General features: G+C 72.4%; 14 protein-coding genes. 11 read left to right on the top strand and 3 right to left on the bottom strand.

Annotated features, from left to right (window positions below):
- Nucleotides 1–324 precede the first annotated feature (324 nt).
- From VH969_RS25130 to sepH, 8 genes are all read left to right on the top strand, one after another.
- Nucleotides 325–1,161, top strand: coding sequence for an ABC transporter ATP-binding protein (locus tag VH969_RS25130; protein WP_331978437.1), 837 nt, complete (start codon nucleotides 325–327; stop codon nucleotides 1,159–1,161).
- Entirely contained in the window at nucleotides 1,158–1,991 is an 834-nt protein-coding gene (locus tag VH969_RS25125) for an ABC transporter permease (protein ID WP_331978435.1), read from the top strand. Before VH969_RS25130 ends, VH969_RS25125 begins: the two co-directional genes overlap by 4 nt.
- Entirely contained in the window at nucleotides 1,949–3,172 is a 1,224-nt protein-coding gene (locus VH969_RS25120; protein ID WP_331978433.1) for a sensor histidine kinase, read from the top strand. Before VH969_RS25125 ends, VH969_RS25120 begins: the two co-directional genes overlap by 43 nt.
- Nucleotides 3,169–3,789 (top strand): response regulator, encoded by a 621-nt coding sequence (locus VH969_RS25115; protein ID WP_331978431.1) that lies wholly within the window; start codon nucleotides 3,169–3,171, stop codon nucleotides 3,787–3,789. Before VH969_RS25120 ends, VH969_RS25115 begins: the two co-directional genes overlap by 4 nt.
- Before the next feature lie 80 nt (nucleotides 3,790–3,869).
- A complete protein-coding gene (locus tag VH969_RS25110) occupies nucleotides 3,870–5,228 on the top strand; it encodes a serine hydrolase domain-containing protein (protein ID WP_331978429.1) in 1,359 nt (452 codons plus the stop codon).
- A gap of 299 nt (nucleotides 5,229–5,527) precedes the next feature.
- A complete protein-coding gene (serC, locus tag VH969_RS25105; RefSeq protein WP_331978427.1) occupies nucleotides 5,528–6,682 on the top strand; it encodes a phosphoserine transaminase in 1,155 nt (384 codons plus the stop codon).
- 3 nt (nucleotides 6,683–6,685) lie between these two features.
- Nucleotides 6,686–7,522 carry a phosphoribosylaminoimidazolesuccinocarboxamide synthase gene (locus VH969_RS25100; RefSeq protein ID WP_331978425.1) on the top strand — a complete coding sequence of 279 codons (837 nt, stop codon included), beginning with the start codon at nucleotides 6,686–6,688 and terminating at the stop codon, nucleotides 7,520–7,522.
- A 130-nt stretch (nucleotides 7,523–7,652) separates the two neighbouring features.
- The gene (gene sepH, locus VH969_RS25095) at nucleotides 7,653–8,957 is read left to right on the top strand and encodes a septation protein SepH (protein WP_331978423.1); all 1,305 of its coding nucleotides are present in this window, start codon (nucleotides 7,653–7,655) and stop codon (nucleotides 8,955–8,957) included.
- 7 nt (nucleotides 8,958–8,964) lie between these two features.
- Here sepH and VH969_RS25090 read toward each other — a convergent pair whose 3' ends face one another.
- Nucleotides 8,965–9,210 (bottom strand): hypothetical protein, encoded by a 246-nt coding sequence (locus VH969_RS25090; RefSeq protein ID WP_331978421.1) that lies wholly within the window; start codon nucleotides 9,208–9,210, stop codon nucleotides 8,965–8,967.
- Nucleotides 9,211–9,331: 121 nt separating this feature from the next.
- On the opposite strand from VH969_RS25090, the gene VH969_RS25085 reads away from it, so the two are divergent.
- Nucleotides 9,332–11,125, top strand: a complete 1,794-nt coding sequence (locus tag VH969_RS25085) for an ABC transporter ATP-binding protein (protein ID WP_331978419.1) — start codon at nucleotides 9,332–9,334, stop codon at nucleotides 11,123–11,125.
- Nucleotides 11,122–12,990, top strand: a complete 1,869-nt coding sequence (locus tag VH969_RS25080) for an ABC transporter ATP-binding protein (RefSeq protein ID WP_331978417.1) — start codon at nucleotides 11,122–11,124, stop codon at nucleotides 12,988–12,990. The genes VH969_RS25085 and VH969_RS25080 overlap by 4 nt, the downstream gene beginning before the upstream one ends.
- Before the next feature lie 26 nt (nucleotides 12,991–13,016).
- Here VH969_RS25080 and VH969_RS25075 read toward each other — a convergent pair whose 3' ends face one another.
- On the bottom strand, nucleotides 13,017–13,604 hold the full coding sequence (locus tag VH969_RS25075; RefSeq protein ID WP_331978415.1) for a DUF2537 domain-containing protein: 588 nt from the start codon (nucleotides 13,602–13,604) through the stop codon (nucleotides 13,017–13,019).
- A 65-nt stretch (nucleotides 13,605–13,669) separates the two neighbouring features.
- On the bottom strand, nucleotides 13,670–14,482 hold the full coding sequence (locus tag VH969_RS25070; RefSeq protein ID WP_331978413.1) for a TrmH family RNA methyltransferase: 813 nt from the start codon (nucleotides 14,480–14,482) through the stop codon (nucleotides 13,670–13,672).
- A 186-nt stretch (nucleotides 14,483–14,668) separates the two neighbouring features.
- Here VH969_RS25070 and VH969_RS25065 point away from each other — a divergent pair.
- On the top strand, nucleotides 14,669–16,099 hold a 1,431-nt coding region (locus tag VH969_RS25065), incomplete at its 3' end, for a glutamate-cysteine ligase family protein (protein WP_331978411.1).

The raw sequence follows: 16,099 nt of genomic DNA, 5'->3' as shown, positions 1-16,099 counted from the left end.
GATGGCGGCTTCGGCCTCGCCGGGCCGGTCCTTCGTCGGCCAGGCGGCGCGTCCTGCTGAGCCGCGTCCGTTCCGGTCGCCCGTCGAACGCGGACAACCATGCGCGCGTCCGCCCCGTGGATGGCAGCCCCCGCCCTCTCCGGGGGCACCCCTCAGGACCAAGTCTATCGGCGGTCGCTGACGTTCAGGGGGTTCATGATCGACATGTGGACAACCGGAGCGGTTGTGGACAGCCGCGGTTGACAGGTGTCGGTCGAACGGTGGACACGGGGGTTCAGTCGCGCGGGCGTACCCGCCGCCCCGGCACGGCGACAAGATCTCCCCATGACCGCCATACAGGTTCGGGGACTGCGCAAGTCCTACGCCGACACCGTCGCGGTGGACGGCATCGACCTCGACATTCCACAGGGGCAGGTGTTCGCCCTGCTCGGGCCGAACGGGGCCGGCAAGACGACCACCGTCGAGATCCTCGAGGGGCATCGCACGCGCACCGCGGGTGAGGTGTCCGTGCTCGGCCAGGACCCGGCGAAGGCAGGCCGCGCCTGGCGGGCCCGCATCGGCATCGTCCTGCAGACCGCCAACGACGCCGCCGAGCTGACCGTCCGCGAGAGCGTCCGCCACTACGCCGGCTACTACCCCAGGCCCGCCGACCCGGACGCCGTCATCGAGCAGGTCGGCCTCACCGAGAAGGCACGCACCCGCGTCAAGCAGCTCTCCGGCGGCCAGCGCCGGCGGCTCGACGTCGCGCTCGGCATCGTCGGGCGGCCCGAGCTCGTGTTCCTCGACGAGCCGACCACCGGCTTCGACCCCGAGGCGCGCCGGCACTTCTGGGACCTCATCCGCGCCCTCGCCGCCGACGGCACCACGATCCTGCTCACCACCCACTACCTCGACGAGGCCGAGGCGCTCGCGAACCGGGTCGCGGTCATCTCCGGCGGCAAGATCGTCGCCGAGGGCACGCCGGCCACGCTCGGCGGCCGGTCCACCGCCAAGGCCACGGTGAGCTGGGTCGACGAGACCGGCCCGCGCTCGATCCTCACCGACACGCCGACCGCCGTGATCAACGAGCTCTCCGCCGGCGGCCGCGAGCTCGCCGAGCTGACCGTCACCCGGCCGAGCCTCGAGGACACCTACCTGCAGTTGATCGGAGGATCTCGATGACGACGTACGCGCTCGAGCGCCCCGCGGCCCTGCCCGGGCTGCTGAGCGTCGGCCTCGCCCGCGGCGGGATCGAGCTCAAGCAGTTCTTCCGGTCGAGGGAGCAGGTGGTCTTCACCTTCACGTTCCCGGCGATCATCCTGATCCTGCTCGGTTCGATCTTCAACGGCACCTTCGAGGGCACCGGGGTCACCGCGGGCCAGGTGTACACGGCGAGCATGGCCGGCTCCGGGATCATCGCGACGTCGTTCCTCAACCTGGGCATCGGCGTCGCGCAGGACCGGGACGACCACACGCTCAAGCGGCTGCGCGGGGCGCCGATCCCGGCCTCCGCCTACTTCATCGGCAAGATCATCCTGGTGGCCGTCGCGAGCCTCGCCGAGGTGATCGTGCTGCTCGCGGTCGGCATGCTGCTCTTCGACGTCGAGCTGCCGAGCTCCGCGGACCGGTGGCTCACGTTCGCCTGGGTGTTCGTGCTCGGCACGATCACCTGCTCGCTGCTGGGTATCGCGGTCAGCTCGATGGCGAAGTCGGCGCAGGCCGCGGCGGCGGTCGTCAACGTGCCGTACGTGGCGCTGCAGTTCGTGTCCGGCGTGTACATCATCCCGATCACCACGCTGCCCGGCTGGATGATCGACATCGGCTCGCTGTTCCCGGTCAAGTGGGTCGCCCAGGGCTTCCGCTCGGTCTTCCTGCCGGACAGCATGATGAGCATGGAGGCCGCCGGCTCGTGGGAGCTCGGCAAGACGGCGCTGGTACTCGGCGCGTGGTGCGTGATCGGAGTGGTGCTGTGCCTGCTGACGTTCCGGTGGACGAACCGCAAGGACGGCTGACGGCCGCCGGCCACGAACCTGGTCCGGACGCGTGGCTCCGCTGGTTCTGGCTGTGGGAGCTGTACTTCGCGATCGGCTTCGTCGCGCTGGTGGTCGTGCTGGCCGTTTCGGGCGGCACGACCACCGACCGCGTGGGTGCGATCGCGGCCGTGACCGTCATGGCCGGCTGGTACGTCGCGTTCGGCCGCCGCGTCATCCTGCGCGAGCAGCCGTCGTGGTGGCCGAGCCGGATCTACATGCTCGGCAACCTCGTGCTGCTGGTCGTGGGCGTCATCTTCCAGCCGATGACGTCGTTCGCCTTGTTCGCGGTGTGCCCGCTGGCGTTCATCACGCTGCGGCTGAGCGAGGCGATCTTCGTCGTGATCCCGGCGAACCTCGTGCCGGTGCTGTCGGCGCTGGCCGAGGACGGCGTCCGCACGGTGCTCCACGGGTTCCTCCCCGGCACGCTGCTGACCATCACGTTCGCGGTGCTGCTCGGCACCTGGATCCACCGGATCATCGCGCAGAGCGAGGAGCGGGCCGAGCTGATCCGCGAGCTCGAGAAGAGCCGCGAGGAGGTGAGCCGGCTGTCCCGGGAGGCGGGCGTGGCCGCCGAGCGGGCCCGGCTCGCCGCGGAGATCCACGACACGCTCGCCCAGGGCTTCACCAGCCTGGTGACGCTCGTGCAGGCGGCGGAGTCCGAACTGGACGGTGACCGGGCGAAGGCGCGGCGGCACCTCGAGCTCGCCGCGCGCACGGCACGGGAGAACCTCGGCGAGGCGCGGGCACTGGTGGCCGGCCTGATGCCGTCGGCGCTGGGTACCGGTTCGCTGGACGACGCGATCCGCCGCCAGCTCGAGCGGCTCGCCGAGGAGACCCCGATCAAGGCGACCTACCAGGTGGAGGGCGAGAGCGTGGCGCTGCCGACCGTGATCGAGGTGGTGCTGCTGCGCGCGGTGCAGGAGTCGCTGACCAACGTGCGCAAGCATTCGGGCGCCTCGGAGGTGTCGATCCGCCTGTGCGTCGACGGTGCCGCGGCCACGTTGCGGGTCGCCGACGACGGGTCCGGGTTCGACACCGCGCGGCCGGTGGACGGGTTCGGCCTCGTCGGCATGCGGACGCGGGCCGAACAGGTCGGCGGCTCCCTGTTGGTCCACAGTGGAGTGTCTGGTACGACCGTCGAGCTGGAGGTGCCGCGTTGATCCGGGTCATGCTGGTCGACGACCACCCGGTGGTCCGCGAGGGCCTGCGCGGAATGCTCGAGGCCGAGCCGGACCTCACGGTGGTCGGCGAGGCGGGTTCGGGCGAGGAGGCGGTGGCCCAGGCGGGTGCGGTCGCGCCGGACGTGATACTCATGGACCTGCGGATGCGCGGCCTGGACGGGGTGGGCGCGACCGAGCGGATCCTCGCAGCGTCGTCGCAGGTCAGGGTGGTCGTGCTGACCACCTACGAGACGGACGCGGACATCCTGCGCGCGGTCGAGGCCGGCGCGTCGGGGTACCTGCTCAAGGACGCCTCCCGGGCCGACCTCGCGGGCGCGATCCGGGCGGCGGCCCGCGGCGAGACCGTGCTGGCGCCGTCGGTGGCCGGGCGGCTGGTGAACCAGGTGCGCCGGCCGGTGACGCAGACGCTGTCCGGCCGCGAGGTCGAGGTGCTGGGGCTGGTCGCGAAGGGCCTGACGAACGCGGAGATCGGCCGGTCGCTGCACATCACCGAGGCGACCGTGAAGACGCACCTGCTGCGGGCGTTCGGCAAGCTCGACGTGTCCGACCGCACGGCGGCGGTGACGACGGCGATGGCGCAGGGGCTGCTCCCCTGACCTGCGAATCATCGGCAGCGGCAATTGGTAACGCCGCATGACCGATCCAGCTGCGGCCTGTCATCGGCAAGAATGCGGCCATGCTGCAGACCACCGAGTTCGCTCTGCTCCGCCGCGTCGCCGCGGAGCAGGCGGAGCGCCGGGCCCCGTCGCTGGCCGCCGCTGTCGTGCGCGGCCAGGACCTGCTGTGGACCGGTGCGCGCGGCGCCGTGGACGGCGCCGCCCCCACGACGGACACGCAGTACCGGATCGGCTCGATCACGAAGACGTTCGTCGCGGTGCTGGTGCTGCGGCTGCGCGACGAGGGCCGGCTGGACCTGAACGACCCGCTGGACAAGCACGTCACGGGGACGTCGTTCGGGCACCTGACGGTGGCGCAGCTGCTGTCGCACACGGCCGGGCTGACGTCGGAGTCGCCCGGCTCGTGGTGGGAGCGCTCGGTGGGCGACGACTGGCCGGCGCTCATGGAGAGCATGTCGGGCGAGCCGGCGCGGCACCGGGCCGGCGAGCGGTTCCACTACTCGAACGTGGGCTATGGCGTGCTCGGCCAGCTGGTGGCGGAGCTGCGCGGCATGTCGTGGCTGTCCGCGCTGACCGACGAGATCCTCTCGCCGCTGGAGATGACGCGGACGTCGCCGATGCCGGCGGCGCCGCACGCGCTGGGCTGGGCGGTGCACCCGTACGCAGACGTGCTGATGCCGGAGCCGACACCGGATGCCGGGGCGATGGCGCCGGCGGGCCAGCTGTGGTCGACGGTCGCCGACCTGGCGCGGTGGGTCCGGTTCATCGGCGGCGACACGGGCGAGGTGCTGCACCCGGACACGATGGCGGAGATGCGCTTCCCGGCGGCGGTCGAGGACGGCGCGGCGTGGACGACCGGCTATGGGCTGGGGCTGCAGGTGTGGCGGGCCGACGGGCGCCAGTACGCGGGCCACACCGGCTCGATGCCGGGCTTCCTGGCGACGGTCGCCGTCGACGCCACGACCACGACGGGCGCCCTGGCACTGACGAACACGACGGCGGGCGTCGGGGTGTCGGCGCTGACGTTCGACCTGATCAAACTGGTGGACGACTACGAGCCGGCGCTGCCCGCGGAGTGGTCGCCGCAGTCGTCGGTGCCGGCGGGGCTGCTGGCGCTGACGGGCGAGTGGTTCTGGGGCCCGACACCGGTCGTGTTACGCCTGCTCGGGGACGGCTGGCTGGACCTGCGGCCGGCGAACGGTGCCGGCCGGGCGTCGCGCTTCCGCCCGGTGCGGGAGGACGAGTGGCTGGGCCTGGACGGCTACTACGCGGGCGAGACCCTGCGCCTGCACCGCCACGCGGACGGCTCGCCGCGCCACCTCGACCTGGCGACGTTCATCTTCACCCGCACCCCGTACGACCCGGCGGCCCCGATCCCGGGCGGCCTGGACAAGGGCACCTGGCCCATCGAGGGCTGAGCCCGCGGTTCCGGCAACGTCCGCGTCGCGCGGGAGACACCCAGCCTGACGGTCGCGCGCGCACGCGCGGGCAGAACGCAAGAAACGTAGCCCCCGCCCTCTCCGGGGGCACCCCTCGTGACGTCAGTCTATCGGTGAGCACTGACGATCTCGCGGGTGAAGATCTACTTGTGGACAGGTCAGCCGGTTGTGGACAACCGGGCGGGGGGTCGACCCGGGTGTCGGCGGCATGAGAGAGACTGGGGGCCCGGCAACGGCGCCGGTCATCCGCAATCCGCACTGCCGAGAGGCGCCGCCACATGACGCAGTCACCCACGGACACGACCCCGCAGACAGACCCGGCCTCGCTGGTGTTGCCCGCCGACCTCAAGCCGTCCGACGGGCGGTTCGGGTCCGGTCCCTCCAAGGTCCGGCCGGAGCAGCTCGCCCGGCTCGTCTCCGACGGGGCCGCGTTCATGGGCACCTCGCACCGCCAGAAGCCGGTGAAGTCCCTGGTCGGACGGGTTCGGGCGGGGCTTCGCGAGCTGTTCGGCCTGCCCGAGGGCTACGAGGTACTCCTCGGCAACGGCGGCACCACCGCCTTCTGGGACGCGGCCGCCTTCGGTCTCGTCCGCGAGCGTGCGCAGCACTTCACCTACGGCGAGTTCTCCTCGAAGTTCGCCAAGGTCACCCAGGACGCGCCGTTCCTCGGCGACTCCGTCGTCGTCAGGGCCGAGCCGGGTACGGCACCGAAGATCGAGTACGCCGAGGGCACAGACCTCGTGGGCTGGGCGCACAACGAGACCTCGACCGGCGTCGCCGTGCAGGTCCAGCGGCCCGCGGGCGCCGACGCCGCGCTGATCGCGATCGACGCGACCTCCGGCGCCGGCGGGCTGCCGGTCAAGGCCGAGGACTTCGACGTCTACTACTTCGCCCCGCAGAAGTCCTTCGCCTCCGACGGGGGCCTCTGGATCGCGCTGATGAGCCCGGTCGCCCTCGAGCGGGTCGCCGAGATCGGCGCGAGCGGGCGCTGGGTGCCCGAGTTCCTGTCGCTGACCACGGCACTCGACAACTCGCTCAAGGACCAGACGTACAACACGCCGGCCGTCGCGACGCTGTTCCTCCTCGCCGAGCAGATCGACTGGATGCTGTCCCACGGCGGCCTCGAGTGGACGACCGCGCGCACGAAGGACTCCTCCGACCGGCTCTACACGTGGGCCGAGAAGACCGGGTACACGACGCCGTTCGTGACCGACCCGGCGCACCGCTCGCAGGTCGTCGGCACCGTCGACTTCGCCGAGGGCACGGACGCGGCCGCGATCGCGAAGGCCTTGCGCGCCAACGGGATCGTCGACGTGGAGCCCTACCGCAAGCTCGGCCGCAACCAGCTGCGCGTGGCGATGTTCCCGGCTGTCGAGCCCGACGACGTCACCGCGCTCACCCGGTGCATCGACTGGCTGGTGGAGCGGCTCTGACGCATGCGCCACGTCTACAGCGGCAAGGTCCGCGAGATCTACGAAGACGGCGCCGACCTGCTGCTCGTGGCGACGGACCGGGTGTCGGTGTACGACGTCGTGCTGCCGACCCCGATCCCGGAGAAGGGCGCGCTGCTCACCCAGCTGTCCGTGTGGTGGTTCGCGCAGCTGGCCGGCGTGGTGCCCAACCACCTGATCTCGGCCACGGACGTGCCCGCCGAGTTCGCCGGGCGGGCGGTGCGCTGCCGGCGGCTGGACATGATCCCGTTCGAGTGCATCGCCCGCGGCTACCTCGCCGGCTCCGGCCTGCGCGAGTACCTCGCGACCGGCGCGATCTCCGGCATCGAGCTGCCGCCGGGCCTCGTCGAGGGCAGCCGGCTGCCCGAGCCGATCTTCACGCCGACGACCAAGGTCACGGCCGGCGGGCACGACGCCCCGGCGACGTTCGCCCAGGTCGCGGCCGAGGTCGGCGCCGAGACCGCGGAGTCGCTGCGCGCGCTCACCCTCGAGGTCTACCGCCGCGGGGCCGAGCGGGCAGCAGCCAACGGGATCATCGTCGCGGACACCAAGCTCGAGTTCGGGCGCGCGCCGGGCGGTGCGCTGACCCTCGCCGACGAGGTGCTCACCCCGGACTCGTCGCGGTTCTGGCCGGCGGACGAGTGGGCACCGGGCCGCCCGCAGCACGCGTACGACAAGCAGTTCGTGCGTGACTGGGCGGCGGGCACCGGATGGGACAAGAAACCGCCGGCGCCGGAGGTGCCGGCGGACGTCGTCGCGGCGACCCGGGCGCGGTACGTCGGCGCCTACGAGAAGATCACCGGGATGGTCTGGCGCCGGTGACCGTCAGCAGGCATGATCGATTTCGATCAAAGGCACGGTACTCGGCGCGCCTAGCACGTCAAGGCGACCCGCCGATCTAACGTGGGCAGCTGGCGAGGTGAGGTCTGTTTCAGGTCGCGAGGAGGCCGCGATGCGTGCGCTGCGGGTCGTCGGGCTCGGAGATGACGGCAAGGTCGTCATCTGCGAGTCGGACCGTGGCGAGCGTTTCCAGATCCCTGCGGATGAACGGTTGCGCGCGGCAGCCAGAGGAGACATCACCCGACTCGGCCAGATCGCCATCGAGCTGGAGAGCCAGATGCGTCCTCGTGAGATCCAATCCCGCATCCGTGCGGGAGAGTCAGTAGAGCAGGTCGCAGCCGCGGCCGGCGTACCCGCCAACCGCGTGGAGCGGTTCGCCTATCCCGTTTTGCTCGAGCGATCCCGTACCGCGGAACTCGCCCAGCGCGCACACCCGGTCCGCGAGGACGGGCCGGACGTCCAGGAACTCGGCGAGGTCGTCGCGCAAGCGTTTGCGGCCCGCGGGCAGGACTACTCCGCCGCCGCCTGGGACTCCTGGAAGGGCGAGGACGGCAAGTGGGTCGTCCAGCTCGCCTGGACCGCCGGCCGCTCCTACAACCGGGCGCACTGGTCGTTTCATCCCGGCGCGCACGGCGGCACGGTGACGCCCCTCGACGACCACGCGCTGGACCTGCTCGACCCGAACCCGAACCGCCAGCTGCGCACCGTACGGCCGGTCACCGAGCTCGCCGCGCAGGCGCTGCAGGTCGAGCGGCCGGAGCGGGTGGTGCAGCCCGTCGAGACGCCGGTCGAGGAGGAGGTGGCGCACCGCCAGGCCGTCGGCGAGAGCGCCCGCCGCTCGCACGGCGAGCCCGAGCCACGCACCGAGCAGGACTTCGTCCAGGACTTCGAGCTGACCGACGAGCCGGAAGAGCCGCCGGCCCATGAGCCCGAGCCGCCGGCCCCGCCTCGCCAGCCGGCTGCCGCCGCGTCCACCACCGCCCCGCCTCGCCGCCCGGCGGCACCCCGCCAGCCCGCGGAAGAGCCCCGGCCGGAACCTCGCCAGGAAACCCGCCAGCCCGCGGCCTCGCCTCGCCGGCAGACCGCAGAGCCGCGCACGGCCGAACCCCGGACGGCTGAACCGCGCACCGCCGAACCGCGCACCGCCGAACCGCGCACCGCCGAACCCGCCGAGACCCGCCCGGAACCACCGACCGAGCCCGAGACCCGCGAACCGGCCGCCAGGACCCGTCGGCCGGCCGAGCCTCCCACCCCCGCGGCCCAGCCTCGCCAGCCCGCCGCGACCGACCCTGCCGGAGAATCCGCGGCCGCGAAGGAGGAGCCGCCGAAGCCCGCCCGCCAGCGCAAGGGCAAGAAGAACCGCCCGACCGTGCCGTCGTGGGAGGACGTGCTGCTGGGTACCCGGTCGAACCGCTAGGGCGGCCTCAGACCGGGCCGCCCGCCGGCACCCGGTCCAGCAGTCCCAGGTCCCAGCCCTCCCGCTCGCACCAGTCCTCGGCCTCCTCGCGGCTCAGCCAGGTCGTGCCCGGCGGGCGGTTGGCCCGCAGCCGCGTCCAGCCGTCCGGGGCGAGCACGTGCATGGCGCCCTCGCGCAGCGCGAGCAGGCGACCGTCGGGGTAGGCCATCGTCGACTCCGTGCGCAGGAATCGCACGGCTTCCGGTCGAGTCATGCACAGATGATCCCGCGAACTTGACCTCCAGCGCACTGGAGGTCGCACCCTCGAAGCGGGAAAACCAGGTGCTTCGGGGCGCGCCCATCACCTACCGTCGATGGGCACTCGTGGGGAGATCATGACGATTACCAGTGATGCACATCAGGCTGCCCGCGGTACGAACATCACCGCGCTGCGGCGGCTTTCCCCTTACCTCAAACCGGTTCGCGGCCGGATGATCGGCTCGGGCGCCGCGGTGCTCGGCTCGATGCTCGCCGGCCTCACCATCCCCCTGGTCATCCAGCGGATCCTGGACGGCCCGGTGGCGAGCGGCGACACCGGCGGGCTCGTGTGGCTCGTCGTGCTGGTGGCCGCGCTCGGGGCGACCGAGGCCACGCTGTTCTTCGTCCGGCGGCGCCTCATCTCGGGCCCGAGCACGCGGGCCGAGGCCCAGCTCCGCGACGACCTCTACCGGCACCTGCAGCGGCTGCCGATCGCGTTCCACGACCGCTGGCAGTCCGGCCAGCTGCTCTCGCGCGCGGTCAGCGACCTGTCGACGCTGCGGCGGTTCGTCGCGTTCGCGTTCATCTTCCTGATCGTCAACAGCCTGACGCTGGTGCTCGGCCTGGTCGTGCTGTTCGTGCTGAACCCCGTGATCGGCCTGATCTCGGCGCTCTGCGCGGCTCCGCTGATCCTGATCTCGACGCTGTACGAGTCGAAGTACGCGGTGCTCGCCCGCCGCGCGCAGGACCAGAACGGCGACCTCACGACCACGGTCGAGGAGTCCGTGCTCGGCATCCGCGTGCTCAAGGCGTTCGGCCGCGGCCGGCACCTCGGCATGCGGTTCGCGGCGCAGGCGCGGGAGCTGCGCCGGCTGGAGCTGCGGAAGGTGCACGTGGTGGGCCTGCTCTGGGCGGCGATCATCATGCTGCCCGAGCTGTCGATCGCCGGGCACCTGCTGTACGGCTCGTTCGGCATCGCCAACGGCACGATGACGCTCGGCACGCTGGTCGCCGCGGTGACCGTGGCGACCTACCTGCGCTGGCCGACCGACTCGATCGGCTGGCTGCTGGCCGAGACGAACCAGGCCGCGACGGCCGCCGCCCGCTACTGGGAGGTCCGCGACGCCGAGGTGACGATCACCGATCCGCCGCGGCCGCGCCGGCTGCCTGGCGACGCGCGCGGGCACGTGCGGTTCGAGAACGTGCACTTCGCCTACCCCGGCTCGACCACCGAGGTGCTCCGCGGCGTCACGCTCGACCTGCGGCCCGGCGAGACCGTCGCGCTCGTCGGCGCCACCGGCTCGGGCAAGACGACGCTCACCGCGCTGGTCGGCCGGCTCGCCGACGTCACGTCGGGCCGGGTCACCGTCGACGGCGTCGACGTGCGCGACCTCGCGCTCGACGAGCTGCGCACGGTCGTCGCCACGGCGTTCGAGGAGCCGGTGCTGTTCTCGGCGAGCGTGCGGGAGAACGTGGCGCTCGGCGCGGAGAACCTGACCGAGGCGGACGTCCGCCAGGCGCTGGCCGTCGCATCCGCCGAGGACTTCGTCGAGAACCTGCCGTGGGGACTGGACACCCGCATCGGGGAGCAGGGCCTGGCCCTGTCCGGCGGCCAGCGCCAGCGGCTCGCGCTCGCCCGCGCGGTCGTCGGCCGGCCCGCGGTGCTGGTGCTCGACGATCCGCTCTCGGCGCTGGACGTGCACACCGAGGCCGAGGTCGAGCACGCGCTGCGCAGTGTCCTGGCCGACGTGACCGCGCTCGTCGTCGCGCACCGGCCGAGCACGGTGCAGCTCGCGGACCGGGTCGCGCTGCTCGCCGACGGGCGGATCGCCGCGGTGGGCACCCACTCCGACCTGCTGGCCGGCAACGCGGAGTACCGCCGCCTGCTGTCCACACTGGACGACGTCGATGAGGTTGAGGTGGTGGCATGACAACTCCAACCTCCGCGACCACGACTTCGAGTTCCGGGGAGGCGGAACGCTGGCGCGGGGTAGCCGCCGAGGAGGTCGAGGACCTCGACGTCCTCGTCGGCACCCGGCTGCAGGTGCGCTCGCGCCGGCTGCTCGGCTCGCTGGTCCGCCCGCGGGTGGCCACCGGGCTGTTCGCCCTCGCGCTCGTGATCGGCGAGAACCTGATGACGCTGGCGGGCCCGGTGCTGATCGCGATCGCGATCGACACCGGGGTGCCGGACGCGATCGACGGTCGTACCGGCGTGCTCGCGTGGTGCGTCGCCGGCTACCTGGGCACCGGGCTCGGTGCCGCGGGGCTGCGCTTCGCGTTCCTCAAGGTGTCCGGGCGCTTCGGCCAGGACATCCTGCTCGACCTGCGGCAACGGGTGTTCGCGCACGCGCAGCGGCTGTCGCTGTCGTTCCACGAGAAGTACACCTCCGGCAAGGTGATCTCGCGGCTGTCGAGCGACGTCGACTCGCTGCACGACCTGCTCGAGGACGGCCTCGACGGGCTGCTCACCGCCGTGTTGTCGGTGTTCGGCATCGCGATCATGCTGGTCGTGCTCGACGCGCCGCTGGCGCTGCTCGTGCTCGCCGGGCTGATCCCGGTGCTGATGGTGACCAGGTGGTTCTACCGCCGCTCGCGGGAGGCGTACCGGGGCACCCGCACCTCCATCGCGAAGATAATCGTGCAGTTCGTGGAGACCATGAACGGCATGCGCGCGGTGCAGGCGTTCCGCCGGGCGCCGCGCAACGAGGCCATCATGGCCCGGCTCAACGACCGGTTCCGGGCGGCGAACAAGGTCGCGCTCGACGTCGTGGCCACGTTCACGATGACGGTCCGGCTCGTCGGCAACCTCTCGCTCGCGCTGGTCCTCGGGATCGGCGCGGTGCGGGTGGTCGGCGGCGGGCTGGAGCTCGGCGTGCTGACCGCGTTCATGCTCTACCTGCGCCGGTTCTACGACCCGCTCGACGACCTCGCGATGTTCGCGAACTCCTACACCTCGGCGATCGCCGCGCTGGAGAAGATCTCCGGAGTGCTCGAGGAGGTGCCGTCGGTGGTCGACCCGGCCGAGCCGGAGCCGCTGCCGGCCGCCGCCACGGGCCGCTCGGTCACCTTCGAGCGCGTCGAGTTCCGCTACACCCCGGACGGGCCGGTGGTGCTGCCGGAGTTCGACCTGGCCGTGCCGGCCGGGCAGACGGTGGCGCTGGTCGGTGCGACGGGCGCGGGCAAGTCGACGATCGCGAAGCTGGTCGCGCGCTTCTACGACCCGCCGGGCGGCACCGTCGCGCTGGACGGCGTCGACCTGCGCCGGGTCGCGGACGCGGAGCTGCGCCGCAACGTGGTCATGGTGACGCAGGAGAACTTCCTGTTCGCCGGCTCGGTCGCGGACAACATCGGCCTCGGCCGGCCGGCCGCGAGCCGGGCGGAGATCGAGGCGGCCGCGTCGGCGGTCGGCGCGCACGAGTTCATCGCGGCGCTGCCGGACGGGTACGACACCGACGTGCGCAAGCGCGGCGGGCGCCTGTCGGCCGGGCAGCGGCAGATGGTCGCGTTCGCGCGGGCGTTCCTCGCGGACCCGGCGGTGCTGGTGCTCGACGAGGCGACGTCCAGCCTGGACGTGCCGACCGAGCGGGCAGTGCAGCGCGCGCTCGAGTCCGTGCTCGCCGACCGGACCGCGCTGATCATCGCGCACCGGCTGTCGACCGTCCTGATCGCCGACCGCGTGCTGGTGGTGGAGGGCGGGCGGATCGTCGAGGACGGCTCGCCCGAGGAGCTCGTCGAGGAGCCGTCCGGCGGCCGGTTCGCCGCGCTGCACCGGACGTGGCTGGAGTCGCTCGCCTAGCCGTCCACTGTGGACGACTGCGCCGCTCAGAGCACGATGAACGGCAGCGCGAGCCAGCCAAGCACGAGCGCGCCCGCCGCGCCCATCGCCACCCACCGCCAGATGGGCTGGCGGCGCACCAGCCACACCGATGGCAGCAGCCCGGCCGTGATCACGACGTTCGAGCCGACCGCCAGCAGCACGTTGGTCTCGTCCAGCGTCGAAGCGAGCGTCACCATCGTGATCAGCAGCAGCGCGAGGCACGCGGCGGAGACGGTCAGCCCGGTCAGCCACGGCACCGGCTCCGGCGGGTGCGCGGGCCGGGCGCGGCGGTGCGTCTCGGGCGGCTCGACCACGCGCTCCTCGCCGCTCAGCGGGTCGAGGTAGCCGACCGGCACGCCCATCGACGCGGCGATACGCCCGGCGAGCTGCAGGCCGCGGCGGGTGACGACCGCGCCCGCGGCCTCGTTCGAGTCGGCGACGCTGCGCCGCACCGCGCTCGCCACGCGGGCCCATTCGTGCAGTGCGTCGGTCAGTTCGGTGCCCAGCGGCAGGCGCCGCGGGTCGACCTCGCGTTCGTCGACCCCGTCGTGCCCGACCAGCACCGCACGCTCACCGTTGGCGCGCAGCTGCACCGCCGCTCCCCTCGCCCACCCGGACTCACCGGCCAAATCGCCGCCAATCTCGCCGCCCACGAAAACTACCGGCCGTACTCGCCCAGGGCGTAGAACGCCACGGCCCCCGCGGTGGCCACGTTCAGGGAGTCCACGCCGCCCGCCATCGGGATGCGCACGGCCACGTCCGCGGCGGCGACGGCCTCACCGGTCAGGCCAGGCCCCTCCGAGCCGAGCAGCACCGCGACCCGGTCGCCGCCCAGGTCCGGGGTGAGCGATCGCTGGGCCGACGGCGTCATCGCCAGCACCCGGAAACCCCGGTCGCGCAACAGCTTCAGCCCGTCCGGCCACGGTTGCAGCGTGGCGAACGGGATGCCGAGCACGTGCCCCATCGACACGCGCACGCTGCGCCGGTACAGCGGGTCGCTGCAGCCCGTGCCGAGCAGGACGCCGTCCACGCCGAGTGCGGCGGCGTTGCGGAACAGCGCGCCGAGGTTCTCGTGGTCGCCGACGCCTTCCAGCACGGCGAGCCGGCGGGCCGGCCCCACGACGTCGTCCACGGACAGGGGCCCCGGCCGGTCGGCGACCGCGAGCACGCCGCGGTTGAGGTGGAAGCCGACGACCTCGGCCATCACCTCGGCCGACGTCGCGTAGACCGGCGCGTCGACGCCGGCCAGGTCGTCCGCGAGGTCGTCGAGCCGGCGCCGCACGCCGAGCACGGCGCGCAGCGGGAAGCGGGAGGTGAGCAGCCGCCGGACCACGATCACGCCCTCCGCGATGACCAGCCCCCTGCCGCCGGGACGATCCGGCCGGCGGTCGGCGGTGGTCAGGGCGCGAAAGTCGTCCACCCGCGCGTCGGTGGGGTCCCGCACCTCGATCACGTCCGCATGCTCCCACAAGCTGAGACGGGCTCTGGTCCTACCCGAGGGATGTTACGACCAAAGACCGGATGTCTCGCACTCCGTAACAACGGAGCGTGAGCAGTGCACCGATTTGGCCCCTAGCACCGATGTTTACTCGTATGTCACGGTTGAAACCCCGCGCACACGCCGGGCTCGCTCGGGCCCGGCCGGGGAGGGGCCGGTATGGGACAGAATGTAGCGACCGACACGGTCGACCGCTCGGACCGCCAGCGTTTCCGCCACAAGGTTCAGCGTTGCCTCGACGCGCTGGCCCGCATGCTCGCCGATGGCGGATTCTCCACCGAACCCCCGCAGATGGGGTTGGAGGTCGAGCTCAACCTCGTCGACGACGGGCTGCAGCCGGCGATGACGAACGGCGTCGTGCTGGAGAAGCTCGACGATCCGTCGTTCACCACGGAGCTGGGCCAGCACAACCTCGAGCTGAACATGCGGCCGCGGCCGCTGTCCGGCGACCAGGCCCGCCAGCTCGAGACGGAGCTGCGCGCGTCCCTCACCGACGCGGACATGAAGGCGCAGGACGCCGGCGCCCGCCTCGTGATGATCGGCATGCTGCCTACGTTGCGCGAGGAGCATTTCAAGGCGAAGTGGCTGTCCAACAACGCCCGGTACGCGCTGCTGAACGACCGGATCTTCGCCGCGCGCGGCGAGGACATGGTGCTGTCCATGGAGGGTCCGGCGATTCCCGGCCAGCGCGGCGAGCGGCTGCGCAGCCGCGCGGACTCGATCCTGCCCGAGGCCGCGTGCACGTCCGCGCAGCTGCATCTGCAGGTTGCGCCGGAGGAGTTCGCCACGCACTGGAACGCCGCGCAGTGCCTGGCCGGCGTGCAGGTCGCGATCGCCGCGAACTCGCCGTTCCTGCTGCGCAAGGCGCTCTGGCACGAGACGCGGATCCCGTTGTTCCTGCAGGCCACCGACACCCGGCCGGAGGAGCTGAAGAACCAGGGCGTGCGGCCGCGAGTCTGGTTCGGCGAGCGGTGGATCACCTCGATCTTCGACCTGTTCGAGGAGAACGTCCGCTACTTCCCCGGCCTGCTGCCGCAGCTGGACGACGAGGACCCGATCGACGCGCTCGACGAGGGCCGCGCGCCAAGGCTCGCCGAGCTGCGGCTGCACAACGGCACGATCTGGCGATGGAACCGGCCGGTGTACGACGTGGTGGCCGGGGTCCCGCACCTGCGCGTGGAGAACCGCGTGCTGCCGGCCGGGCCGACCGTCATCGACCTGGTGTCGAACGCCGCGTTCTTCTACGGCGCGCAGCGGGCACTGGCCGCCGAGGACCGTCCCGTGTGGACACAGATGTCGTTCCAGGCCGCGGAGGAGAACCTGTACGCGGGCGCCCGGCACGCGTTCGACGCGCAGCTGTACTGGCCCGGCATCGGCTGGGTGCCGCCGGACGAGCTGGTGCTGCGGCGGCTGCTGCCCATGGCACACGAGGGTTTGCGCGACTGCGGGGTCTCGGATGTGGTGCGGGAGCGGTATCTCGGCGTGATCGAACAGCGGTGTCTCGCGCAGCGCACGGGATCCACGTGGCAGCGCGCGACCGTCGCTCGCCTCGAGGACCGCGGGATGGACCGGGACGCCGCGCTGGTGGGC

It is taken from the genome of Actinophytocola sp., assembly GCF_036555685.1.
Taxonomy (GTDB): domain Bacteria; phylum Actinomycetota; class Actinomycetes; order Mycobacteriales; family Pseudonocardiaceae; genus Actinophytocola.
This window is presented reverse-complemented; position numbering and strand designations above follow the sequence as displayed.